Source organism: Pseudomonas asplenii, assembly GCF_001293465.1.
GTDB lineage: Bacteria > Pseudomonadota > Gammaproteobacteria > Pseudomonadales > Pseudomonadaceae > Aquipseudomonas > Aquipseudomonas fuscovaginae_B.
The window spans coordinates 55745-79628 of sequence record NZ_JSYZ01000021.1; the positions used below are offsets into that span (position 1 = coordinate 55745).

Consider the following 23884-nt stretch of genomic DNA (forward strand, 5'->3'; position numbering starts at 1 on the left):
CATGAAAATGACCAAGAATCTGTTGCAGGTCGGCGTACTCGGGCTGTCCATGCTGGCGAGCAGCGTGATGGCGGCGGTGTCGGCCGACGAAGCCGCCAAGCTCGGCACCAGCCTGACCCCGATGGGTGCGGAAATGGCCGGTAACGCGGCCGGCACCATCCCGGCCTGGAAACCGATGCCGAAGAACATCGGCAGCGTCGACAGCAAGGGTTTCCTCTCCGACCCGTATGCCAGCGAGAAACCGCTGTTCACCATCACCGCGCAGAACGTCGAGCAGTACAAGAACCAGTTGGCGCCCGGCCAGTACGCGATGATCAAGCGCTACCCGGACACCTTCAAGATGCCGGTGTATCCGTCCCACCGCGGTGCCACGGTACCGGATGACGTGTTTGCCGCGATCAGGGAGAACGCCACCAAGACCAACCTGGTCAGCGGCGGCAACGGCCTGGAGAACTTCAAGACGGCGATCCCGTTCCCGATCCCGAAAAGCGGCGTGGAAGTGATCTGGAACCACATCACCCGCTATCGCGGCGGCAGCGTGACCCGCCTGGTGACCCAGGCCACGCCCCAGGCCAACGGTTCGTTCAGCCTGGTGTACTTCCAGGACCAGTTCGTTTTCCGCGACAAGATGAAGGACTACGATCCGGCCAACCCGGGCAATATCCTGTTCTACTTCAAGCAGAAGGTGACCGCGCCGGCGCGTCTGGCCGGTGGCGTGCTGCTGGTTCACGAAACCCTCGACCAGGTCAAGGAGCCGCGTTCGGCGTGGGTCTACAACGCCGGCCAGCGTCGCGTGCGGCGTGCCCCGCAGGTGTCCTATGACGGCCCGGGTACCGCGGCCGACGGCCTGCGCACTTCCGACAACCTCGACATGTACAACGGCGCACCGGACCGCTACGACTGGAAGCTCGAAGGCAAGAAGGAGATGTACATCGCCTCCGACAGCTACAAGCTCGACGATCCGAAACTCAAGTACACCGACATCATCAAGGCCGGTCATATCAACCAGGACCTGGCTCGCTACGAGCTGCGCCGGGTCTGGCATGTGGTCGCGACCCTGAAGGAAGGCCAGCGCCACATCTATGCCAAGCGTGACTTCTACATCGACGAGGACACCTGGCAGGCGGCGGTGATCGACCACTACGACGGTCGTGGCCAACTGTGGCGCGTGGCCGAGGCCCATGCCGAGAACTACTACGACAAGCAGGTGCCGTGGTACGCCCTGGAAACCCTCTACGACCTGCAGTCCGGCCGTTACCTGGCGCTGGGCATGAAGAACGAAGAGAAGCAGGCGTATGACTTCGGCTTCACCGCCAGCACCAGTGACTTCACCCCCGCAGCATTGCGCCAGGACGGCGTTCGCTGAGGTTTTTCGTAGGACAGAGGCGCATCCTCTGTCAGAACGCCCCGACAGGTTCGGGGCGTTTTTTTGCCCGGCAAAACTGTGGCTAGATATTTCAATATGCAGGCATTTCGACACATTTACGCTAAAAAACCTTCATTGCGCTGACCATTCCCGCTAGTCTGCGCTGATGTGCCTTGCCGATAACCGCCTTTGACAAGAGCCGGCCATGACTGATCTGTTCCGTATGCCAGACCCCGTGGTCCCGGCCATACCTGCACTGGAAGGACGCTTCTACCGACCGCCGTTGCCAGAAGGGCATGTGCTGCGACCTCGTCTGTGCGAACGTCTGGGCGAGGGGCTCAATGGCCGTCTGCTGCTGATCAGTGCCCCGGCCGGTTTTGGCAAGAGTTCGCTGGCGGTGGAGTTCTGCCAGAGCCTGCCCGGCCACTGGCAAAGCCTGTGGCTGGGGCTCAGTCCGCGCGACAGCGATCCGGGACGTTTCCTGGAGCGTCTGCTCGATGGCCTGCAACAGTATTTTCCCGACCTGGGTGGCCGGGCGCTGGGCCTGTTGAAAATGCGCCAGCGTCATCAGCCGTTCGCCTTCGAGGAGTGGCTGGACGGGCTGCTCGATGAGTTGGCGGTACAGCTTTCGAACAACAGGCCCCTGCTGCTGGTGCTCGATGACTATCACCTGGCCCAGGGACCGGTGCTCGACCGTTGCCTGCAATTCTTTCTCAACCACCTGCCGCCGGGGCTGCTGGTGCTGGTCACCAGTCGCCAGCGACCGGAATGGCACCTGGCGCGTCTGCGCCTGTCGCGCCAATTGCTGGAACTGAGCGAACAGGACCTGCGGCTGACGCTCGGCGAGTCCATGGCGTTGTTCGACCGGCACCGCAACGCCTTGAGCGGCGAAGCCCTGCAGACCCTGATCGAGCGCAGCGAGGGCTGGGTCGCCGGTCTGCGCTTCTGGTTGCTGGCGGCACAGGCCAACGATGAGCAACTGCCCCAGGTCCTGCATGGCGGCGAGGGCCTGATTCGCGACTACCTGCTGGAGGAGGTGATCGATTTCCTGCCGGCGCACGTCCAGGCCTTTCTCTACGACACCGCTTCCCAGGAGCGTTTTTGCCGCGAGCTGTGCGATGCGATCCGCGAGTCCCATGACAGCGGGCAGATTCTCGATTACCTGCAATCGCACCAGGTCTTTCTCGTGCCGCTGGACGAGCATGGCCACTGGTTCCGCTACCACCATCTGTTTTCCGACCTGCTGCGCAGCCGCCCCGCGGCCAACGGCCTGGTCCCACCCGCCAGCCTGCATCTGCGCGCCTGCCGCTGGTTCAGCTCCCAGGGGTTGCTGGATGAAGCGGTGGAGCAGGCCTTGCGCGCCGGTCACCTGGATGTGGCGGCCAACCTGGTGCAGAACCTTTCCGAGGAGCAACTGCTGGCCGAGCAGAACGTCGGCATGCTGCTGCGCTGGAAAATGGACCTGCCCGACAGCCTGCTGACCAGTTCGCCACGCTTGATCGTGTTGTACGCCTGGGCATTGGGGCTGGCCTGTCAACTGGATGCGGCGCAGGAACTGGCCAGCAACCTGAGCAACTTCCTGCCAGCACCGTCGGCCACCGCGCAGCAGTCCATGCTGGCCCAGTGGCTGGCCCTGAGTGGCATCATCGCCCGCGGTCGCGGTGATCGTGAGCGGACCCTGGCCTATTGCGGCGAGGCCTTGCTCAGCCTGCCCCACAAGCGTTATGGGCAGCGCCTGCTGTGCCTGTCGACGCTGTCCAACCTGGCGATTGCCGAGGGCGACCTGTGGCGCGCCCGGAGCCTGAACCGGGAGTCCCTGGAACTGGCCCAGCGGGTCGGCAACCCGCTGTTCGAGGCGCTGGCCCACTATGACCGGGCGCGGGTGCTGCAGGCGCGCGGCGAAGTGCTGCGGGCACTGGAGGAGGTGCGGCAAGGCTTGCAGCGCCTGCAGGGCCTGCCCGCGCAACGGGTCTATGCGGCACGGGCGCGGCTGACGATATACGAGGGCTACCTGCTGAACCTGCGCCTGCAACCGCAGGCATCGCGCCAGCGCCTGCTGGCCGGACTGCACGAAGCACGGGCCTGTCGTGATGTCAGCGTGCTGATCGGCTATTGCGTGATCGCCTGCCAGGAAGGCCAGGGCGGCGACTTTGCCAGGGCCTTTGCCGAACTGGCCGAAGCCGAGCGGCTGATGCATGTCTGGGATGTGCCGCCGATCTACTACCTGGCGATGATCACCCTGGTCAAATGCGAGCTGTGGCTGGCCCAAGGGCGTGTCGACCTGGCCGAAGCCTGGCTCGGTCGCCTGGGGCAGACCTACACCGGCGAGCAGCCGGCCGCCGCGCCGGAGTTTCATCCCCAACTGCCGGCGCACATCGAGTTGCAGCAGGCGCAACTCGATGTGCGCCAGGGCCGACCCGAGGCGGCCCGGCAGCGCCTGGGCAGGCTGGTGGCCCAGGGGCAGGCCAGCGGGGGGCAACTGCTCAGCATCCTGGCCTGGAATCAACTGGTGGTGCTGGCGCTCGCCGAGTCGCGGGACGCCCAGGCCCGTTCGCTGTTCGCCCGGGCCATGGAGGCCGGAACCGGCGGAGCCCTGCTGCCGTTCCAGGCCCTGAGCGGCAGCCATCCGGAGTGGATGCGCGAGCAGTTGCTGGCGGGGCCGGACACGCCCCTGCGCCAGAGTCTGCTGGGGCTGTTGCCGGCCCAGGTGGTACGTGAGCCCAGCCATCCGAGCGAACAATTGAGCGCCCGCGAGCTGGCGGTTCTGCAATTGATCGCCCAGGGCTGCTCGAACCAGGAAATCAGCGACCAGTTGTTCATCTCGCTGCACACCGTGAAAACCCACGCCAGCCACATCAACAGCAAGTTGGGCGTAGAGCGGCGCACTCAGGCCGTGGCGCGGGCCCAGGACCTGGGGCTGCTGCAGTAGTTTGCGGCGTAATCCCCGTCCAGGGGGTGGCTATACGCCTTGTCTGCGCTATAACCAATAGACGTGTGATTTCCTTTGCGACGCCTGCCGCGCCGCACGTCCTGTGGTGGCCCAGAGGGCGGGAAACCTCCGGCGCCCTTCGATCATGAGTTACCAAGGAATGTCTGGGAGCAAGGAATGCGTGAAACCTCCTTCAATCCCGCTCCGGTTGTGCTGATAGTCGATGACCAGACAACCGATGCGCTTATTCTCAGTGAGTCGGTGCGGGACCTGGCACAGGTGTATGTCGCCAGCAGTGGTGAGGAAGCCTTGCGCGTGGCTCGCCAGTTTCGTCCGGATGTGGTTCTGCTGGACATAGAAATGCCCGACATGAGCGGCTTCGAAGTCTGTCGGGCACTCAAGGCCGACCCCAAGCTGTCCGACGCCGCGGTGATTTTCGTCACCTCCCATGCCCAGGCCGACTACGAGCTGCAGGCGTTGGGCTACGGGGGGATCGATTTCATCCAGAAACCCCTCAACCTGCCGGTGGCCAGGGCCCATATCAACGCCCACCTGACCCTGCGCAACGAGGCCAAGCGCCTGGCCAATCATGACGCCCTCACCGGCCTGCCCAACCGCATGCTGCTGCAGGACCGGGCGGAACAGGCGCTGAAAATGGCCCGGCGCAATCACGGTCGGCTGGCGATGCTGTTGCTGGACCTGGACAACTTCAAGGCCATCAACGACTCCATGGGGCATTCGGTCGGTGATCAGATGCTCAAGTACGTGGCCACGCGGTTGTCGCTGATCCTCGGCAGCATGGACACCCTCAGCCGGCAGGGTGGGGACGAGTTCATCATCCTGCTGTCGGAGGTCGACAGTTTCGAGGCGGTCGGCGATTTTGCCGAGCAGGTGCTGACCACCATTTCCAACCCCTTCTCGCTGCAAGGCAATCGCTACGACCTCAGCGCCAGTATCGGCATCGGCGTGTTTCCGGAGGACAGCGAAGACCTGGAGTCGCTCTACCGCCATGCCGACTCCGCGATGTACCAGGCCAAGCAGGCCGGACGCAATCGCTACCAGTTCTTCTCGCCGGCCATCGAAAGCGGTATGCGCGCCCGGCATCTGCTGGAACGGCATATGCGCGCCGCCATCGACGATGGGGTGTTCGAGGTTTTCTACCAGGCCAAGGTCGATGTCCGCGAGCATCGGGTGGTCGGCATGGAGGCACTGATCCGCTGGCGCGATGGTGGCGGCAATCTGGTTTCGCCCTCGGACTTCATCCCGCTGGCCGAGGAAACCGGGCTGATCATCCCCATCGGCAAATACGTGATGCTCCAGGCGTGCAAGGAGACGCGCAAACTGCACGAGCAGGGTTTTCCGGTTTGCGTCAGCGTCAACATCAGTGCCGTGCAGTTCCGCGAGTCGTCGTTCCTGGGGATGGTCAAGGACATCCTGCTCGATTCCGGGCTCGCCCCGCAGTGGCTGGAGCTGGAAATCACCGAAGGGGTGCTGGCCCGTGACACCGACAACGCCCGCGAAACCCTGATGGCGCTCAAGGCGCTGGGTGTGCACGTGGCCATCGACGATTTCGGCACCGGCTATTCGAGCCTGGCCTACCTCAAGCGTTTTCCCATCGATGTGCTGAAGATCGACCAGAGCTTCGTGCGCGACATGCTTACCGACAAGAGCGACCTGGCCATCGTCGAGGCGATCATCAAGCTGGGCCAGGCACTGGGGCTCGAGCTGGTGGCCGAGGGCGTGGAGACCTGGCAGCAGGCCGAGTTGCTGCTGGAACTGGGATGTCGGGTGATGCAGGGGTACCTGTACTGCCGGCCGGTTCCGTTTGCCCAGATACGTACCCTGCTGGCCTCCTGGTCACAGGCGACATGAGCCGTTGAGCGGCACGCCGTCACCGGCACAAGCCCACTGCCCGAGGGAGCCCGAGTTGAACCGATTTCATCTGTACGCCCTGAACGGGCGCGCCATCACGCTTCTGGTCATCGGCCTGGTTGCGACTTTCGTGGGTTGTCAGATCCTGCAGAACACCAACGAGCAGCGCGCCCGCGAAGCACTGGCCAACGCGGCCGACAGCGCGGTGGAGGCGGTGGTTGGCCGGCTGCAGAAGTATCAGTACGGGTTGCGCGGGGCGCGGGGCGCCATCGTCGCCAGTGGCGAAGAGAACCTGACGCGCGAGACGTTTCACCGTTACAGCCTCACCCGTGACGTGCCGGTCGAGTTCCCCGGGGCCCGCGGCTTCGGCTTCATCCGGCGGGTACCGGCCCAGGACCTGGAGCAGTTTCTGCAACGGGCGCGTGACGACAGCTCGCCCAGTTTCAGCATTCGCCAGTTCGCTCCCCATGAGGGCGATCTGTATGTGATCCAGTACCTGGAGCCCAACCGCGATCAGGCGGTGGCCATCGGCCTGGATATCGCTTCGCAGCCTGATCGTGCCGAAGCGGCGCGGATGGCCGCGCGTACCGGGGAGGTGCGGCTCACTTCGCCGATCACGCTGGTGCAGGCGGTGGGCAAGCCGAAGCAGTCCTTCCTGATCCTGCTGCCGATCTACAGGAGCGGCATCGTGCCCAAGACCGAGTCGGAGCGGGAGGCGGAAGTCGTCGGCTGGAGCTATGCCCCGCTGATGATCGAGAGTGTCCTGGCTGGCCTGGTGCCGGAAAGCGAGGCGATCAATCTGCGTCTGCGCGATATCACCGGGCCGGGGCCGGCGGTGGCGTTCTACCAGACGGCTCAGGACGCGGAGGCGGCGACGACAGGATTGCCGAGCCGGACCCTGGAACGCGACATCTACGGGCGCCGCTGGCAGATCGAGCTGCAGGCACTGCCGTTGTTCATCGAGCGCCTGCACCAGGTTTCGCCGCTGGTGGTGTTTGTGCTTGGAACCCTGGCCAGCGTGCTGGTGGCGGCACTGGTGGCCATCGCCGGAGTCAGTTCCCGGCGGCGCCTGCAGGTGCTGTCCGAGCAGCGGCGGCTGGCCCTGATCGTCGAAAGCTCGGCGGATGCGATCATCGGCACGACCCTGGACGGTGTCGTGACCAACTGGAACCGGGGAGCGCGAAAACTGCTCGGCTACACCGCCCAGGAAGCGGTCGGCCAGCCGTTGCTGAAGCTGATCGTGCCACCCGGGCTGGCGGCGGAAGAGGCCGAGATCCTCAGGCGCATCGCGCTCGGCGAGACGATCGTCAACCTCGACACCGTGCGTCACAGCAAGGACGGGCGCAGTATCAATGTCTCGGCGAATGTCTCGCCGATCTGCGATGAAAGCGGTGCGGTGATCGGTTCCTCGAAGATTCTGCGGGACATCACCGCGCACAAGGCCGCCGAGGCGCGAATTCTCGAACTCAATGCCAATCTGGAAGAGCAGGTGGCTGAGCGGACCTCGGAATTGCGGCGTATCAACCTGTTGTTCAGCAGCGTGCTGCGTTCGGCTTCCAGGGTAGCGATCATCGCCACCGACCTGGATGGCGTCATCAGTCTCTTCAACGAAGGCGCCGAACAGATGCTCGGTTACCGTGCCGCGCAACTGGTGGGCAAGGCCACGCCGACGATCCTGCATCTGGAGCAGGAAATCGCCGAGCGCAGTGCCGAGCTGAGTCGGGAATATGGGCAAGCCATCGAGGGCTTCCGGGTGTTTGCCCACAAGCCGGAGTTCGAGCACTCGGAAATCCGCGAATGGACTTATGTGCACAAGGATGGCAGGCACGTGCCGGTGAACCTGGTGGTGACTTCGCTGCGTGATGAGCAAGGCACGTTGACCGGGTACCTGAGCATCGCGATCGATATCACCGAACGCAAGGTGGCCGAACACCAGCTGGACCTGAGCCTGCAATCGGTGCGGCTGATTCGCGACCAGTTGCTGATGGCCGCCGACGTGGCGGAACTGGGTATCTGGACCTGGACCCTGGCCGACGGCACGCTGCAGTGGAACGAGCGGATGTTCGAGTTCTACAGCCAGCCATTGAGCCTGAAGGACAATGGCCTGACCTACGCGCACTGGTACGAGCGCGTGCATCCGGATGATGCCGAGGCGGTCGCTGCGCAACTGGCGGCGGCGGTGGCCGGCGAGGGAGTCTACGACCCGGTGTTCCGGGTGCTCGCGCTGGATGGCCGGATCCGTATCATCCAGGCCGGTGCGCAGATCGAGCGCGATGCCCAGGGGCAGCCGCTCCGGGTGACCGGTATCAATCGGGATATCACCACCCAGCGCGAGCTGGAGGCGCACCTGCTCCAGGCCCGGGACCGCGCCGACAGCGCCAGTGCGGCCAAGTCGTTCTTCCTGGCGAACATGAGCCATGAAATCCGCACGCCGATGAATGCGGTGCTGGGGATGCTGCAACTGGTGCAGCACACCGAGCTCAATGCCCGTCAGCGCGACTATGTGGTCAAGGCCCAGACTGCGGCCAAGTCCTTGCTCGGGTTGCTCAACGACATTCTCGACTACTCCAAGATCGAAGCCGGCAAGCTGCGCCTGGACCTGCACACCTTCGAACTCGAGGCGTTGATGCGCGACCTCGCCGTGGTGCTGGCGGGCAACCAGGGCAGCAAGGAGGTCGAGGTGATGTTCGACCTCGATTCCGAGCTGCCGGGCAGCCTGGTCGGCGACAGCATGCGTCTGCAGCAGGTGCTGATCAACCTGGCGGGCAATGCCCTGAAGTTCACCCAGCAGGGCCAGGTGGTGGTCAGCCTCCGCCAGTTGCAGCGCCTGGAGGGCCAGGTACAACTGCGGGTCGAGGTCTGCGATACCGGCATTGGCATCAGCGCCGAACAACAGCAGCGGATTTTCGAGGGCTTCACCCAGGCGGAGGCCTCGACCACCCGCCGCTTTGGCGGTACCGGGCTGGGCCTGGTGATCTGCAAGCGCCTGGTCGGCCTGATGGGCGGCGAGTTGCTGGTCGAAAGCGAGGAGGGCAGCGGCAGCCGGTTCTGGTTCGACATCACCCTGGACGTGGCCCGCACCGAGCCGTTGCGGTTGTCCTGCCCCGGTGTGGATTCGCAGATGCGCCTGCTGGTGGCCGACGATAACTCCATGGCCTGCGAGCTGCTGCTACGTACCGTGCGCTCCCTGGGCTGGACGGCGGACACGGTGGATGGCGGCACGCGGGCGGTGGAGAGCGTGCGCAATGCCCAGATGCGTGGCGAACCCTACGATGTGGTGCTGATGGATTGGCGCATGCCGGACATGGACGGGCTCAGTGCTGCACGATTGATCAGCCTGCAGGAACAGAGCGCCCCACCGCCGATGGTGATCATGATCACTGCCTACGGCCGGGAGGTGTTGGCGGATGTGCATCATGAAGGCGATGCCCCCTTCGTCGGCTTCCTCACCAAACCCGTGACGCCCCTGCAGTTGGCCGATGCCGTGCAGCGGGCTTTCAGCAGCAGCGAAGCGGTTCCCGAGGTACGGCCGGGGCCTGTGCGCCAGCGGCGTCTGGCCGGCATGCGCCTGCTGGTGGTGGAGGACAATGCGCTCAATCGCCAGGTCGCCGACGAACTGCTCAGGGGCGAGGGTGCACAAGTGGTCCTGGCCGAAGGTGGCCTGGAAGGTGTCAGCCAGGTGTTTTGCGCTTCGACTCCTTTCGATGCGGTATTGATGGACATCCAGATGCCGGATATCGACGGCATGGAGGCGACCCGGAGGATTCGCCGGCAGGCCGATTTCGCCTCGCTGCCAATCCTGGCGATGACCGCCAATGCCTCCAGCAGCGATCGTGAGGCCTGCCTGGCGGCAGGGATGAACGACCATGTGAGCAAGCCCATCGACCTGGAGGAACTGGTACTGACCCTGCGTCTGCAGACCGGTCGTGAAACGTCGCAACCGAAAGTGCCCGAAGCCGCCGGTGGCGCGGCGGACACGGTGCTGGAAGCGCGCCAGTCGATCATGGCCCGCTTTGGCGGCAATCTCGAACTGATCTCTACGGTCCTCTACGGTTTCGGGGCGGAACTGGAGAAGCAACTGTCGCTGCTGCCCAACCATCTGCAGGACCGTGACGGGCCGGCGCTGGCCGCGGTGCTGCATGCGATCAAGGGCAGTTCCGGGACCATGGGGGCCCAGGCCCTGTCACAGCGTGCCGGGGCGCTGGAGCGTGAACTGATGTATGGCGATGCCGCCGCGATTGCCCGGGTGCTCGACGACCCGCAATGGCTGCCGGAACTCAGGCAACTGCTGGCGCGCAGCGTCGATGAGTTGCAGGCGACGTTCGGCAACGGCTACCGGGGCGACTCAGCCCGGGACATGGCCGCCGGGTCGCGTTCTTGAAGCCGGTGGAGGCGACTCCTTATACTTTTCGCAACAGAGTCCCTGGTTCGGCACCTCAATCGCCAGGGGCCTTTTTATGGTCTTTCGAGCCTGTTGCAGGAGCAGCCCATGGACGCCGCAAAACCCGCGCTGATCCGCGAAACCTTCCCCGTCGGCCCGTTGCAGTGCAACTGCACCATCATCGGTGATCCGCTGACGAAAAAAGCCATCGTCGTCGATCCGGGGGGCAACCATGAGTTGATCCTGGCCCGGCTCGATGCCCTGGGCCTGAAGGTGGTCAGCATTATCCACACCCATGCGCACCTGGATCATTTCCTGGCTTCCGGCCAATTGAAGGAAAAAACCGGGGCCTCCCTGCATCTGCACAAGGACGACCAGTTCCTCTGGGACAACCTGGAGATGCAGTGCAACCTGTTCGGCGTGCCCTACACGCCGGTACCGTCGCCGGACCGGTGGCTGGCCGATGACGAGGAACTGGCCTGTGGCTGTGGCGTGGCCCTGCATACGCCGGGACATACGCCGGGCTCCATGAGCTTCTGGTTTTCCGAGGCTAGACTGTTGATTGCCGGGGACACGCTGTTTCGCCGTGGCATCGGCCGGACCGACCTGTGGGGTGGCGACCAGGCCACCATCGTCCGTTCGATCAGGCAGCGCCTGTATACGCTGGACGAGGAGGCGACGGTGGTCACCGGTCACGGGCCCGACACCCGGCTGGGCGATGAGATGCGTGAAAACCCTTTTGTGCGCGGTTGAAAGGTTTCATGGAATTTTTGCCGTCGGTCGTGTTCAAACGCCAGCACAGGTCCATCGCCAACGGCCTCTGCACTTTCAATGAGTAGGAGCTAGATCCATGTTCACCTCGCGTCGTTTGATTCTCGTCGCAACCACCGTTGCCATGCTGTCCGGCTGTGCAACGCAAAACCCGTATTACAACCAGGGACAGGTGGAGCAGGGTGGCTCCTCGGGCATGAGCAGAACCGTCAAGTATGGTGGCCTGGGCGCCCTGGCCGGTGCCGTCGCCGGTGCCGCCATCGACCACAACAACCGTGGCAAGGGCGCACTGATCGGTGCCCTGGTCGCTGGCGCGGGTGCCGCCGGCTACGGTTACTACGCCGACCAGCAGGAAAAGAAACTGCGTGAAAGCATGGCCAACACCGGCGTCCAGGTGCAGCGTCAGGGTGACCAGATCAAGCTGATCATGCCGGGCAACATCACCTTCGCCACCAACTCCGATGCCATCGCCAGCAGCTTCTACCAGCCGCTGAACAACCTGGCCAACTCGCTCAAGGAGTTCAACCAGAACCAGATCGAGATCGTCGGCTACACCGACAGCACCGGCAGCCGCCAGCTGAACATGGACCTGTCCCAGCGTCGCGCGCAGAGCGTGGCCAACTACCTGACCTCGCAGGGCGTCAACGGTGCCAACCTGTCGGCCCGTGGTGCCGGCCCGGACAACCCGATTGCCAGCAACGCCGACGTCAATGGCCGGGCGCAGAACCGCCGGGTGGAAGTCAACCTGCGTGCCATTCCTGGCCAGCAGTATGGTCAGCCGCAAGGGCAGTACCAGCAGCAGGGCCAATACCAGCAACAGGGTCAGTACCAGCAGTATCCGCAGGGCCAGCAATACGGTCAGCCGGTGCAGCAGTATCCTTGAGTGCCTGACTGAAGGCCGGATGTGAAATGAAAAAGCCCGCCTGATCACTGATCGGGCGGGCTTTTTCGTGGGGCTGAAGTCGGTTTATTTCTTCAGGCCGTAATGCTCGTCGAGCATGCCGGGCGCATTCGGCGCCTTGGGCGCGTAGTCACGCGGCGGCTCCTGGTTTTCCCGGGGCGGGGTCAGGCGTTCCCGTGGCGCCTGGGGCGCTTCGGAATGCAGGGCGGCCAGCAGGCGTTGGCGGGTCAGTTCGTCAAGGGCCAGGCGGTTGGCGCCCTCGGCGAGATGGTCCTGCACTTCCTGGTAGCTCTGGGTGAGTTTCTTGACCAGGGCAGCGGTGCTGTTGAAGTGGGTGACCACCTCATTCTGATAGGTATCGAAACGTTCCTGGATATCGTCCAGCTGACGCTGCGTGCTGCTGGGAGCGGCACTCGGGACCAGACGGGCGACCAGGAAACCGATGGCGACACCGGCAACCAGGGCAAGAGTCGGCAACAACCAAACTAAGAGCGAGTGTTCCACGAGTCCTTCCTCTATAAACGGCTTTGCTTTACGTTAACGGCTCGGACCTGCGCTGTATACCGCGATCTTCTGGTCGCAAGCTGTCAGGCACAGACTTTTAGCTAGACGAGTCGACCCCTAGAGAGGTCACGGAGTTCATTCCTTGCTTATGCGTGAAACCGCTTTTTTCATCGACGGCCCGGTCGGTCAACTGGAAGCCTTGTACCTGGACAACCCCGAGCCCCGCGGTCTGGCGTTGATCTGCCACCCCAACCCGGTGCAGGGGGGGACCATGCTCAACAAGGTCGTCTCGACCCTGCAACGCACCGCCCGCGATGCCGGGCTGATCACCCTGCGTTTCAACTACCGCGGTGTCGGGGCCAGTGCTGGCAGCCACGATATGGGCAGTGGTGAAGTCGATGATGCCGAGGCCGCCGCGCAGTGGTTGCTGGCGAAACATCCGGACCTGCCGCTGACGCTGTTCGGTTTCTCCTTCGGCGGTTTCGTCGCGGCCACCCTCGGCGGTCGTCTGGAAGCCCGTGGCCAGTCGCTCAGGCACCTGTTCATGGTGGCCGCGGCGGTGATGCGTCTGCGTGCCGAGGACCGTCTGCCAGTGGGCTGCCCGCTGACCCTGATCCAGCCGGAAGCCGACGAAGTGATCGATCCCCAGCTGGTCTATGACTGGTCCGCTGCGCTGGATCGTCCCCATGAGCTGCTGAAAGTGGCAGAATGCGGACACTTTTTTCATGGCAAGTTGACCGATCTGAAGGATCTGCTCCTGCCGCGCCTCTCGAATTGATAGCAGTCTGACTAAGCGATTACCCATGACGACTCGTACGCGTATCCTCACCGGCATCACCACCACCGGCACGCCGCATCTGGGCAACTACGCCGGCGCCATCCGCCCGGCGATCCTGGCCAGCCGCGACAGCAATGCCGACTCCTTCTATTTCCTGGCCGACTACCATGCGCTGATCAAGTGCGACGACCCGCTGCGCATCCAGCGTTCGCGCCTGGAAATCGCCGCGACCTGGCTGGCCGGTGGGCTGGATGTGGACCGCGTGACCTTCTATCGCCAGTCGGACATCCCGGAAATCCCCGAGCTGACCTGGCTGCTGACCTGCGTCGCGGCCAAGGGCCTGCTCAACCGTGCCCACGCCTACAAGGCCTCGGTGGACAAGAACGTCGAGACGGGCGAGGACCCGGATGCCGGGATCAGCATGGGCCTGTACAGCTACCCGGTGCTGATGGCGGCGGACATCCTGATGTTCAACGCGCACAAGGTGCCGGTCGGTCGCGACCAGATCCAGCACGTGGAAATGGCCCGCGACATCGGTCAGCGCTTCAACCACCTGTTCGGCCAGGGCAAGGAGTTCTTCGTCATGCCCGAGGCACTGATCGAGGAAAGCGTGGCGACCCTGCCGGGCCTGGATGGCCGGAAAATGTCCAAGAGTTACGACAACACCATTCCGTTGTTCACCAGTGCCAAGGACATGAAGGACGCCATTTCGCGGATCGTCACCGACTCCCGCGCGCCGGGCGAAGCCAAGGATCCGGACAACTCGCACCTGTTCACCCTGTACCAGGCGTTCGCCACGCTCGACCAGGCTGCCGCTTTCCGCGCCGAGCTGCTGGATGGCCTGGGCTGGGGCGAAGCGAAGAACCGGCTGTTCCAGTTGCTCGATGCCGAACTGGGCGAGAAGCGCGAGCGTTATCACGAACTGATTTCCCGCCCGGCGGACCTGGAAGACATTCTCCAGGCCGGTGCGCAGAAAGCCCGCAAGGTGGCCACGCCCTTCCTCTCGCAACTGCGCGAAGCGGTCGGCCTGCGTTCGTTCGTCAACCCGGTGCAGGTGGCCGAGACGAGCAAGAAGAAGGCCGCCAAGGCCGCGCGTTTCGTCAGCTTCCGCGAGGACGACAGCTTCCGTTTCCGCCTGCTGGCGGCCGATGGCGAGCAATTGCTGTTGTCGCGCAATTTTGCCGACGGCAAGACGGCGGGTGCGGTGACCAGGCAACTGCAGACGGGCCAGCCCCTGGATATCCGCAGCGAGGCTCGCAGCTTCGGCGTGTGGTTGGAAGGCGCCTGTGTCGCCGACAGCCCCGAATTCACCGACGAAGCGGCCCGTGACGCGGCCATCGAGGCTCTGCGCGTGGCTCTGACGCCGGTTCAGGACTGACCCAACGTTCGACCCGACCAAGGGCCGATTGCCATTCCTACGGGCCATCGCTAAAGTGACGGCCCGTTTTTGTTACCTCGCTAACGAAATTATGACGCCCCTAGAACGATATCAAGCTGATCTGAAACGTCCCGAGTTCTTTCATGACGCGGCCCAGGAAACGGCTGTGCGCCATTTGCAGCGCCTGTACGACGACCTGGTCGCGGCCTCGCAGAACAAACCGGGCCTGCTCGGCAAGCTGTTCGGCAAGAAAGACCAGGCGCCGGTCAAGGGCCTGTATTTCTGGGGCGGCGTGGGTCGCGGCAAGACCTACCTGGTGGATACCTTCTTCGAAGCGCTGCCCTTCAAGGAAAAGACCCGTACGCACTTCCACCGCTTCATGAAGCGCGTGCACGAGGAAATGAAGACCCTGGGCGGCGAGAAGAACCCGCTGACGATCATCGCCAAGCGCTTCGCCGCCGAGACCCGGGTGATCTGCTTCGATGAATTCTTCGTCTCCGACATCACCGACGCGATGATCCTCGGCACCCTGATGGAAGAGCTGTTCAAGAACGGCGTGACCCTGGTCGCCACCTCGAACATCGTCCCGGACGGCCTGTACAAGGACGGTCTGCAGCGCGCGCGTTTCCTCCCGGCGATCGCCCTGATCAAGCAGAACACCGAGATCGTCAACGTCGACAGCGGCGTCGACTATCGCCTGCGTCACCTCGAACAGGCCGAGCTGTATCACTTCCCGCTCGATGAAGCCGCCCACGAAAGCCTGCGCCAGAGCTTCCGCGCGCTGACGCCGGAATGCACCCAGGCGGTGGAAAACGATGTGCTGATCATCGAGAACCGCGAGATCCGCGCCTTGCGCACCTGTGATGACGTGGCCTGGTTCGACTTCCGCGAACTGTGCGACGGTCCGCGCAGCCAGAACGACTACATCGAGCTGGGCAAGATCTTCCACGCCGTGCTGCTCAGCGGCGTCGAGCAGATGAGCGTCACCACCGACGACATCGCCCGTCGCTTCATCAACATGGTCGACGAGTTCTACGACCGCAACGTCAAGCTGATCATCTCGGCGGAAGTCGAGCTCAAGGATCTCTACACTGGTGGTCGCCTGACCTTCGAATTCCAGCGGACCCTCAGCCGTCTGCTGGAAATGCAGTCCCACGAATTCCTGTCGCGGGCGCACAAGCCCTAGGACAGCGTCCGGGGCGTCGCTCGACGCCCCCTCGACTACAGGTCGAAATGCCCGAGCCAGTCGGGCAACTCCTCCATGCATTGGCAGCCGAGCAGTAGCCACAGCAGTATTCGCGTCTTGCGCGGGCAGAGGGCGCCAGCCATCTGCACTCCGCGCTTGAGCAGATCCATCTCGCTGCCGATGAAGCCATACGATTTGGTCGCCGTCGGGCCCGCACCTGTGCGTGTTGCCACCACCACCGGGATATGTCGCGCCAGGCCAGCGGCAATGTTGGCCCAGTGCTCGCTGACATGACCGGCGCCGAAGCCGGCGATGACCAGCCCCTCGTAACCCAACCCCGGGAGCTGCTCCAGCAGCAGGGTGTCGGCTGACAGGGTCGCCTCGAGCATGGCGACTCGCTGGTCGAGACGCTGCGGCAGTGGCAGGGTCCTGCGCTCTGCCGGTGGGTGCAGGTAGCGGACGTTGTTCTCGATTATCAGCCCGGCCGGACCGAACAGCGGCGAGCTGAACGCCTCCAGTGCCAGTGCGTCGATCTTGCGTACCCGGGCAGCGGCGTGAACCTGGCCGTTGAGTACCACCTGGACGCCCCGCTTTCGACTCTCGGCAGCCAGCGCCACCAGACCGGCCTGCAGCAGGTTGGCCGGGCCGTCGGCGCCGAGTTGCGAGGACGGGCGCATGGCTCCGGTCAACACCAGTGGCGTATCGAACGGCCAGAGCAGGTCGAGGAAGAATGCGGATTCCTCCAGGGTATCAGTCCCCTGGGTGATCAGTACCCCGCTGGCCCCTTGGGCAACCTGTTCCCGAGCCCAGGCCAGGACATCGAGCAGCCGTTCGAAATCCAGCGAGGCGCTGGCTTGCAGGCACAAGGTTTCGACGATGACCCGGGCGCTTGCGTTGAGTTGCGGGACCTGAGACAGCAGAGTCTGGCCGTCCAGGCTGGGCATGACTCCGCCGTTCGGGCGGGCTGCCTGCATGCTGACAGTGCCGCCGAGGGCAGCGATGGAAAGCAAGGGAAGGGACATGGTGTACTCGCTGGTTGAGGACTGAAAGAACCTGGCCGGCAACCCAAGGGGAGTGCCGGTTCAGGGGAGTGGTCGCAATGGGGCAATTCCGTTGGCGAGCCTGCGAGGATCAAGTCAGGCGCAGCATTACCCCCACCAGCGGGACGATCAGCAGGGTGCTGATGGCCATCGACAACACGTTGCCGATGTACGGGTGCAGGTAAGTGGGCAGACGCCTTGACAGTGCCACGGCCAGGGGCGGTGCAAGCAGGGCACCAAACATCGCACTGGCGAGTACCACCAGGGGACTGCCGCCGTGGCTGAGGACCGCAGCGGGAGCCACCGATACGATCGGTATGTAGGTGGGATACCAGCCGAGTTCGATCCATTGTTGGCGCCAGAGCGTGACGCCAATGACCGAGGACAGTGCCTGAGCTGCAAGTATCGACAGCAGCAGGCCCGAGCCATAGGCCGGCGCGAGCGGGTTCAGCACATAGGCCAGCAGCACGCCGAGCAGCAGGCCGAGACTTGCCCACTCGTTGCCGAAGAACGGTGCTTCGGAGAAGTCCGCCAGCACCCGGCGCATGCCCCAGCCCAAGCCATACTTGTGCGTTTGGGCTGGCTGGGGGGATGCCGATGTTTCGCGGGCTGGCGGCAGAGGCCGTACCAGCATCGGCCAACTCCGGCAGATGAGAAAGGCCAGCACGCTACCCAGTGCCATGCCTGACACGTTGCCAATGACCGCGGGCAGTTCCAGTGGCGTGCACAGGAAATTGACCAGTAACAGGCACAGTGGTGTGACCAGCAGCGCGCCCATCACCGCACCGGTAACGGCGATTCTCCAGCCTGCACCGAACAGCAGCACCGTCGCCGCTGGCACTGAGACGAAAGCGGCGAACGTTGGTTGCCAGCCGAAGCGTGGAACAGTCCAGCCCCACAACAGGTTGCTCAGCAGCAGGCCGAGCAGCGAACTGCTGATCAGCCAGGGCCACAGTCCGCTGCCATACGCGATGGCGAAGCCCTGCCAGGACTTGCCCTGGCGGTAGGCCCAGTGGCCGAGGGCGGCGCCGGCCAGCAGCCCCAGTGAAGCCAATTCGTGTTTGTAGAAAGCCACTTCGCTGATATCGCCGACCCACCAGCGCAGCCAGGCGCCCGGCGCTGGCAGGCTGTCCATCATGTGCTGGTAGTCCGGCCATGGCGGCAGGCTGCCCGACAGCATCATCCAGGCAATCAGCAGGCAGGGAATCACCAGGTAGAGCGTGAGCAGGTAGGCAGGCAGGTAGTCACGTTGGTTCTCAAAGGACCGCTTGTTCATGACCGCCTCCTTGTCAGCGTGGTAGGGCAGGATGGCGGGTATAGCCGAGCATGCTGTCATAGAGATCGGCGCGACGGTCACGTGGCAGGTCGTTCAGGCTGTTCCAGATCGGTGCGCTGCGAGCCTGGGAGAGGTCGATGTCGGCATACAGGATGACCTCCTCCTCGGCGCTTGCCACTTCGCCAATCGGCCAACCGTTGGTGCCGGCAATCAACGAGCAACCTAGAAAGCGCTCGCCACGGTCACTGCCGATGCGGTTCGCAGCGGCGATGAAGACGTTGTTGACATGTGCGGCGGTGATGGTCAGGTAGGACGCCATGCAACGGCCGCTTTGGTCGAACAGTGGGGGTGGGGTCCAGACCCAGTTGTTCAGGCTGCAGATGATGTCTGCGCCCTGTTGGCCAAGTAGCCGCGGGACTTCGGGGAACCAGATGTCCCAGCAGATCAGCAGGCCGATGCGCCCGATAGGGGTATCGAACACCGGGAAGCCAAGATCACCGGGAGTGAACCAGAGCTTCTCGGCGTTCCATAGGTGCGCCTTGCGGTATTTGCCGATGAATCCTTGCGGGCCGATCAGTACTGCCGAGTCGAACAGTTGTATGCCATCACGCTCGGCAAGACCCGCGACCAGATAGACCTGGTGCTTGCAGGCCAGGTCGATCCAGGCCTGTACGCTGTCTCCGGCCGGAATCTCCTCGGCGTGGGCGAAAGCTTCCTCGCGGTCGCGGAACATGTAGCCGGTGTTGGCCAGTTCCGGCAGCACGATGAGATTGGCTCCGGCGCTCGCCGCCTGGGTTGCAAGCTCGAGAGTGCGCTGCAGGTTGTGCTTGCGTCGGGTGATACCGACTTGGGGGTCGAACTGTACGACGGCAATGCGGGCGGGGCTGATGGCGTGTCTGGAGTCATTCATTTGATGTGCTCTCATTCTTATTACCCAATCCGATTGAATTGGTGGGTTTATGAGATGCCATCAAACGAAATTTATCTGTCGGCTTTTTCCTCTGAGTTCTGCGGGGTATTTCCTGATGTCGGCGAGGTATTTTGAACGTTCCCAGGCGTTTTCGGGCGGCTGGCGTAGATGGGGTAATCATTCAATCTGAACCCGCCGTTGAAACGGGCTCCAATCCTGTCGCAGAGGTGGATGACGGTGTCCACCGCTCCGCGCAGGCAGGGTTCGGTCCACCCGGCGTCGACGCAGAACGACTCCCCGCAGAGGTAAAGGCCACTGCCGGCCGAGTAGTTGCGGTTGTAGCTCATCAGGTCGATGACATCGTAGTAGGTCCCGGGGCGATACAGCCGTGCCGCGCCGAGAGCGTTGCGATCAGTGATCCAGCGATGGACCCGGGCCTTGTCGGCATCGATGTAGGGAGAAATACGTCGGTTGATATTGCTGGCGCGCAGCAGGATCCGGTCCAGCTCGGCGATGCACTTGGCGACCAGTTCCCGGTCGCTGAATATCGCCAGCTTGGTCGCATCGTCCTCCCAGGTGTAGCTCAGCAGAATGCAGTCGTTGGGGTAGCTCTCGTTGTAGCGGTAGGTGTAGACGTCGTGAATCAGGCTGTCCGTGACCATCGCCTGGGGAATGCCATGGGCGTCGCTGAAGAAGCGCTTCTGCAAGGGCGCGAATACCTTGCAACTGGTTTCCCAGTGCGCTGTCTGGTAGGCGTTGCGGATTTGAAATGGCAGCATCTGCTCGGTGAAGCCAACGAGCTGGATCGTGGTTTCGATCAGCCAGGATGGCAGGGTGAGTACAACCGAGTCGAAGTCTTCGTGGCAGGACAGGCGTCGCTGTGGGTCGCTCCATTGCCGTTCGTAGTGCACGCGGATCTTCTGGTTGGTCAGTTTGCTCAGGCCCGTGACCCTGGATTGGCTGGAGAATCCCGCTCCGCGTTGTTTGCAATGGTCGAAAAAGGAACTGCCTGGCTTGTCGATATCCAGGAACAGCATGCACTCGTCCAGCGCTGCAACTCCCAGGTATCGGGGGCCATCGAAAGCCAGCCCGTGGGAGTCGAGCAGTTCGTACTGGTGCAGATGAGGTGCCGGTAGAGGCTTGCCTCGATCGTCGACGCGACCGTGGATCAGTTGCAACTGGTCGCTGAACCCGAAGAGTGCGGTTCGTATCGGATACAGGCAGCACGCGTCGTAAAATGCTCCCCAACTGCCGTCGCCGATACCGATCGCGTAGAAGATCGCCGATTCCTCTGCGTTCATACCCACCCCGCCGAAGTCACCGGGGTTGGATGGATTCCAGTTCTCCAGCGGTGCCAGAGCCAGCAGACTGCGAAACGACAGGCTTTCATAACGCTGGGCGATGGCTGCCCAAAGGCTTTCCCAACCCGGGCCGGCATAGTGTGTCTGTATCTGCTTGTCCAGGCGTGCAACGAAGGCCCTCCATTTGCCATATACCCGCTGCAGCGATTCACCGGGTGGCGGCGTTTGCCCGTCATGGTTGTTCCAGATGAGCATCTGTGGAGTGGTTTGCGTGTCCAGCAGGCCGTCGCGCAGGAAAATCCCGGTGCCGTTCACATGGGCGCTGCCGGGGTTGGCAAAGTCGGAAATCTTCAACTGGAACAGCTTCGTGTAGTAGGCCTGCAGGGATCGCCCTTCGAGTGGCGGTTCACCGCGTCGATTGAAGAAGGGCAGGCGCATGGCGCCCATTTCGAAGGGGGTGGAGCCGGCGCCGGCGGGCAGGCTTCGGTCCACCACTGTCAGATGGCGCCCACCGACCCGGCTCGATTGTTCGAACAGGGTTATGTCGCGCAAGCCGCAGCGCAGCAATTCCCTGGCCGTGGTCAGCCCGGTTATTCCGGCGCCAACGATGGCGACCTTGTGATTGATACCGCTGGCATCGGCAATGCCGCCGGGTTGTTCAACCAGTTTTCGATAGTCGAAACACAAGTCGGGCGGGTTGGGGAAAGGGGGGCGCCAACGATTGTTGTCCGGTTGAGGCGTACCGTGTATGGGGGTTGCGGGCGATTCGGACGGCATCCTTGAAACTCCTTGTCATTGGCCGTTGGGAGAGGGTTGCCGAACGAGTCTGGAGTTTCGAGGTGGGGACTGCGCGGTATTCTGGTATGGAGGTTCAGGGCGCTCCTGCCTATGCAGTCGGACAGCAGCGCCGCGGTTCAGGCGGCCTGCTGGAACTGTTGTCGATACTGGTTCGGTGACAGTTCGGTGTGCTGGCGGAACAGTCGCGCAAAGAAACTGGCATCGTCGTAGCCGACCTCGTAGCTGATGGTCTTGATGCTCTTGCGGGTGCCGGACAACAGGCCCTTGGCGGTCTCGATGCGCAGGCGCTGCAGGTAGTGCAGCGGCTTGTCGCCGGTGGCGGTCTGGAAGCGGCGCATGAAGTTGCGGATGCTCATGCCGTGGTCGCGGGCCACATCCTCGAAGCGGAACTTGTCGGCGAAGTGTTCTTCGAGCCACTGCTGGATCTGCAGGATGATCACGTCCTGGTGCAGCTTCTGGCCGCCGAAGCCGATGCGTCCCGGCGCGTAGCTGCGCTGCACTTCGTAGAGGATGTCGCGGGCCACGGCCTGGGCGATGTTGGCCCCGCAGAATCGCTCGATCAGGTAGATGTAGAGGTCGCAGGCCGAGGTGGTGCCGCCGGCGCAGTACAGGTTGTCGGCGTCGGTCAGGTGCTTGTCCTGGTTCAGGTGGACGTTGGGGAAGCGTTCACTGAAGGTGTTGAAGAAGCGCCAGTAGGTGGTGGCCTCCTTGCCGTCGAGCAGGCCGGCTTCGGCCAGCCAGAAGACCCCGGTCGCCTCGCCGCAGAGCACGGCGCCACGGGCGTGCTGTTCGCGCAGCCAGGGCAGGACCTGCGGGTAGCGTTGGCAGAGGTTGTCGAAGTCGTCCCAGAACGCCGGCAGGATGATCACATCGGTATCGGCCAGGCCGCCGTCCACCGGCATGATCACGTCGCTGAAGCTGCCCACGGGGTTGCCGTCCGGGCTGACCAGGCGTGTCTCGAAGGCGGGTGTGAGCCCCTGGCCGAGCTGCTTGCCATGGCGCAGGCTGGCGAGATGGAAGAAGTCCTTGGCTTGCATGAGGGTCGAGGCGAAGACCCGGTCGGTAGCCAGGATGCTGACGCGCCGCAAGGACGTCGAGGAAGTGTTAGCCATGATTCGATTATTCTTATAAGGGATAGTGGTCAACAAACGGCTGGATCGTCTTATTTTTTGTCGCATGTGTCCAGTGGTTCGAGGCAAAACGCTGGCATAGGCTCACTGGGCCAATCCCGGCTTCAGTGTGTCTGCAAGGTGCCCGCATGATCCCCAGAACCCTGTTCAGTTCCGAGCACGAGCTATTCCGCGGCAGCGTACGCAAGTTCCTCGAGCAGGAGGCGTTGCCCTTTCATGCCCAGTGGGAAAAGCGTGGTTATGTCGATCGCGAGCTGTGGCGCAAGGCGGGGCAGGCGGGGATGCTCTGCTCCCACCTGCCGGAGGCCTACGGCGGCATGGCGGCGGACTTTCTCTACAGCGCGGTGGTGATCGAGGAGATCAGCCGGCTGGGCCTGAGCGGCATCGGCTTCTCGCTGCATTCGGACATCGTCGCGCCGTACATCCTGCATTACGGCAGTGAAGCGCTGAAGCTCAAGTACCTGCCGCGCCTGGTCAGTGGCGAAATGGTCACGGCCATCGCGATGACCGAGCCGGGGGCCGGTTCCGATCTGCAGGGGGTCAAGACCACGGCGGTGCTCGATGGCGACGAGTATGTCCTCAATGGTTCGAAGACCTTCATCACCAATGGCTTTCTCGCCGACCTGGTGATCGTGGTCGCCAAGACCGATCCGAAGGCCGGGGCCAAGGGCACCAGCCTGTTCCTGGTCGAGGCCGATACGCCGGGCTTTGCCAAGGGCAAGCGGCTGGAGAAGGTCGGGATGAAGGCCCAGGACACCTCGGAGCTGTTCTTCCAGGATGTCCGCGTGCCGAAGGAGAACCTGCTGGGGCAGGCCGGCATGGGCTTCGCCTACCTGATGCAGGAACTGCCCCAGGAGCGCCTGACCGTGGCGGTGGGTGCGCTGGCGTCGGCCGAGGCGGCGTTGCAGTGGACGCTGGACTACACCCGCGAACGCAAGGCCTTCGGCAAGGCGATCGCCGACTTCCAGAACACCCGCTTCAAGCTGGCGGAGATGGCCACCGAGATCCAGATCGGCCGGGTGTTCGTCGACCGCTGCCTGGAGTTGCATCTGGAGGGCAGGCTCGATGTGCCGACCGCGGCGATGGCCAAGTACTCGGGCACTGACCTGCAGTGCAAGGTGCTCGACGAGTGCGTTCAACTGCATGGTGGCTACGGTTTCATGTGGGAATACCCGGTGGCCCGGGCCTGGGCGGATGCGCGGGTGCAGCGGATCTATGCGGGGACCAACGAGATCATGAAGGAGATCATTGCGCGGTCGCTGTGAGGGCGGGAGCTGAGGCAGCGCAGCCCGGGATGGCCCGTTCGCGGATGAGTCCGGCTCCCACAGTTTTTCGGCGCTCACGGAACCTGTGATCTACGCGA

At 63.5% G+C, this 23884-nt stretch carries 16 protein-coding genes; 10 read left to right on the plus strand and 6 right to left on the minus strand.

Annotated elements, in window-relative coordinates; all coding sequences use genetic code 11:
• The first annotated feature begins 1 nt into the window (after position 1).
• From PF66_RS25545 to PF66_RS25570, 6 genes are all read left to right on the plus strand, one after another.
• Entirely contained in the window at positions 2–1366 is a 1365-nt protein-coding gene (locus PF66_RS25545) for a DUF1329 domain-containing protein (RefSeq protein WP_054061455.1), read from the plus strand.
• Between the two features lie 205 nt (positions 1367–1571).
• The gene (locus PF66_RS25550; protein ID WP_054064168.1) at positions 1572–4295 is read left to right on the plus strand and encodes a LuxR C-terminal-related transcriptional regulator; all 2724 of its coding nucleotides are present in this window, start codon (positions 1572–1574) and stop codon (positions 4293–4295) included.
• A 177-nt stretch (positions 4296–4472) separates the two neighbouring features.
• The gene (locus PF66_RS25555) at positions 4473–6167 is read left to right on the plus strand and encodes a putative bifunctional diguanylate cyclase/phosphodiesterase (RefSeq protein ID WP_054059892.1); all 1695 of its coding nucleotides are present in this window, start codon (positions 4473–4475) and stop codon (positions 6165–6167) included.
• 55 nt (positions 6168–6222) lie between these two features.
• Positions 6223–10548: a hybrid sensor histidine kinase/response regulator gene (locus PF66_RS25560; RefSeq protein ID WP_054064169.1), complete on the plus strand. Its 4326-nt coding sequence runs from the start codon at positions 6223–6225 to the stop codon at positions 10546–10548.
• A 108-nt stretch (positions 10549–10656) separates the two neighbouring features.
• On the plus strand, positions 10657–11301 hold the full coding sequence (locus PF66_RS25565; protein ID WP_054064170.1) for an MBL fold metallo-hydrolase: 645 nt from the start codon (positions 10657–10659) through the stop codon (positions 11299–11301).
• A 97-nt stretch (positions 11302–11398) separates the two neighbouring features.
• Positions 11399–12202 (plus strand): OmpA family protein, encoded by an 804-nt coding sequence (locus tag PF66_RS25570; RefSeq protein WP_054064171.1) that lies wholly within the window; start codon positions 11399–11401, stop codon positions 12200–12202.
• Positions 12203–12286: 84 nt separating this feature from the next.
• Here PF66_RS25570 and PF66_RS25575 read toward each other — a convergent pair whose 3' ends face one another.
• Positions 12287–12724, minus strand: a complete 438-nt coding sequence (locus PF66_RS25575) for a YhcB family protein (RefSeq protein ID WP_054059888.1) — start codon at positions 12722–12724, stop codon at positions 12287–12289.
• A gap of 148 nt (positions 12725–12872) precedes the next feature.
• Here PF66_RS25575 and PF66_RS25580 point away from each other — a divergent pair, with 148 nt between their 5' ends.
• The 3 genes from PF66_RS25580 (at position 12873) to zapE (ending at position 16066) form a co-directional block, all read left to right on the plus strand.
• On the plus strand, positions 12873–13502 hold the full coding sequence (locus PF66_RS25580) for an alpha/beta hydrolase (RefSeq protein WP_054059887.1): 630 nt from the start codon (positions 12873–12875) through the stop codon (positions 13500–13502).
• A gap of 25 nt (positions 13503–13527) precedes the next feature.
• Complete coding sequence (locus PF66_RS25585; RefSeq protein WP_054064172.1) at positions 13528–14880, plus strand: tryptophan--tRNA ligase; 1353 nt, start codon at positions 13528–13530, stop codon at positions 14878–14880.
• 91 nt (positions 14881–14971) lie between these two features.
• Positions 14972–16066: a cell division protein ZapE gene (gene zapE, locus PF66_RS25590; RefSeq protein ID WP_026145296.1), complete on the plus strand. Its 1095-nt coding sequence runs from the start codon at positions 14972–14974 to the stop codon at positions 16064–16066.
• Between the two features lie 35 nt (positions 16067–16101).
• Here zapE and PF66_RS25595 read toward each other — a convergent pair whose 3' ends face one another.
• The 5 genes from PF66_RS25595 to PF66_RS25615 form a co-directional block, all read right to left on the minus strand.
• A complete protein-coding gene (locus PF66_RS25595; RefSeq protein WP_054059885.1) occupies positions 16102–17088 on the minus strand; it encodes an asparaginase in 987 nt (328 codons plus the stop codon).
• Between the two features lie 109 nt (positions 17089–17197).
• Complete coding sequence (locus PF66_RS25600) at positions 17198–18382, minus strand: hypothetical protein (RefSeq protein WP_054064173.1); 1185 nt, start codon at positions 18380–18382, stop codon at positions 17198–17200.
• A 13-nt stretch (positions 18383–18395) separates the two neighbouring features.
• Positions 18396–19292, minus strand: coding sequence for a nitrilase family protein (locus PF66_RS25605; protein WP_054064174.1), 897 nt, complete (start codon positions 19290–19292; stop codon positions 18396–18398).
• A gap of 71 nt (positions 19293–19363) precedes the next feature.
• Entirely contained in the window at positions 19364–21370 is a 2007-nt protein-coding gene (locus tag PF66_RS25610; protein ID WP_081009911.1) for a flavin monoamine oxidase family protein, read from the minus strand.
• 137 nt (positions 21371–21507) lie between these two features.
• Positions 21508–22428 (minus strand): GlxA family transcriptional regulator, encoded by a 921-nt coding sequence (locus tag PF66_RS25615; protein WP_193394231.1) that lies wholly within the window; start codon positions 22426–22428, stop codon positions 21508–21510.
• Between the two features lie 221 nt (positions 22429–22649).
• On the opposite strand from PF66_RS25615, the gene PF66_RS25620 reads away from it, so the two are divergent.
• The gene (locus tag PF66_RS25620) at positions 22650–23786 is read left to right on the plus strand and encodes an acyl-CoA dehydrogenase family protein (protein ID WP_054064176.1); all 1137 of its coding nucleotides are present in this window, start codon (positions 22650–22652) and stop codon (positions 23784–23786) included.
• Positions 23787–23884: the final 98 nt, after the last annotated feature.

Bases quoted from the DNA above. Each gene is read 5' to 3' on its own strand.
- PF66_RS25545 (WP_054061455.1), top strand. From the start codon at position 2: ATGAAAATGACCAAGAATCTGTTGCAGGTCGGCGTACTCGGGCTGTCC.
- PF66_RS25550 (WP_054064168.1), top strand. From the start codon at position 1,572: ATGACTGATCTGTTCCGTATGCCAGACCCCGTGGTCCCGGCCATACCT.
- PF66_RS25555 (WP_054059892.1), top strand. From the start codon at position 4,473: ATGCGTGAAACCTCCTTCAATCCCGCTCCGGTTGTGCTGATAGTCGAT.
- PF66_RS25565 (WP_054064170.1), top strand. From the start codon at position 10,657: ATGGACGCCGCAAAACCCGCGCTGATCCGCGAAACCTTCCCCGTCGGC.
- PF66_RS25570 (WP_054064171.1), top strand. From the start codon at position 11,399: ATGTTCACCTCGCGTCGTTTGATTCTCGTCGCAACCACCGTTGCCATG.
- PF66_RS25580 (WP_054059887.1), top strand. From the start codon at position 12,873: ATGCGTGAAACCGCTTTTTTCATCGACGGCCCGGTCGGTCAACTGGAA.
- PF66_RS25585 (WP_054064172.1), top strand. From the start codon at position 13,528: ATGACGACTCGTACGCGTATCCTCACCGGCATCACCACCACCGGCACG.
- zapE (WP_026145296.1), top strand. From the start codon at position 14,972: ATGACGCCCCTAGAACGATATCAAGCTGATCTGAAACGTCCCGAGTTC.
- PF66_RS25595 (WP_054059885.1), bottom strand. From the start codon at position 17,088: ATGTCCCTTCCCTTGCTTTCCATCGCTGCCCTCGGCGGCACTGTCAGC.
- PF66_RS25600 (WP_054064173.1), bottom strand. From the start codon at position 18,382: ATGAACAAGCGGTCCTTTGAGAACCAACGTGACTACCTGCCTGCCTAC.
- PF66_RS25605 (WP_054064174.1), bottom strand. From the start codon at position 19,292: ATGAATGACTCCAGACACGCCATCAGCCCCGCCCGCATTGCCGTCGTA.
- PF66_RS25610 (WP_081009911.1), bottom strand. From the start codon at position 21,370: ATGCCGTCCGAATCGCCCGCAACCCCCATACACGGTACGCCTCAACCG.
- PF66_RS25615 (WP_193394231.1), bottom strand. From the start codon at position 22,428: ATGCAAGCCAAGGACTTCTTCCATCTCGCCAGCCTGCGCCATGGCAAG.
- PF66_RS25620 (WP_054064176.1), top strand. From the start codon at position 22,650: ATGATCCCCAGAACCCTGTTCAGTTCCGAGCACGAGCTATTCCGCGGC.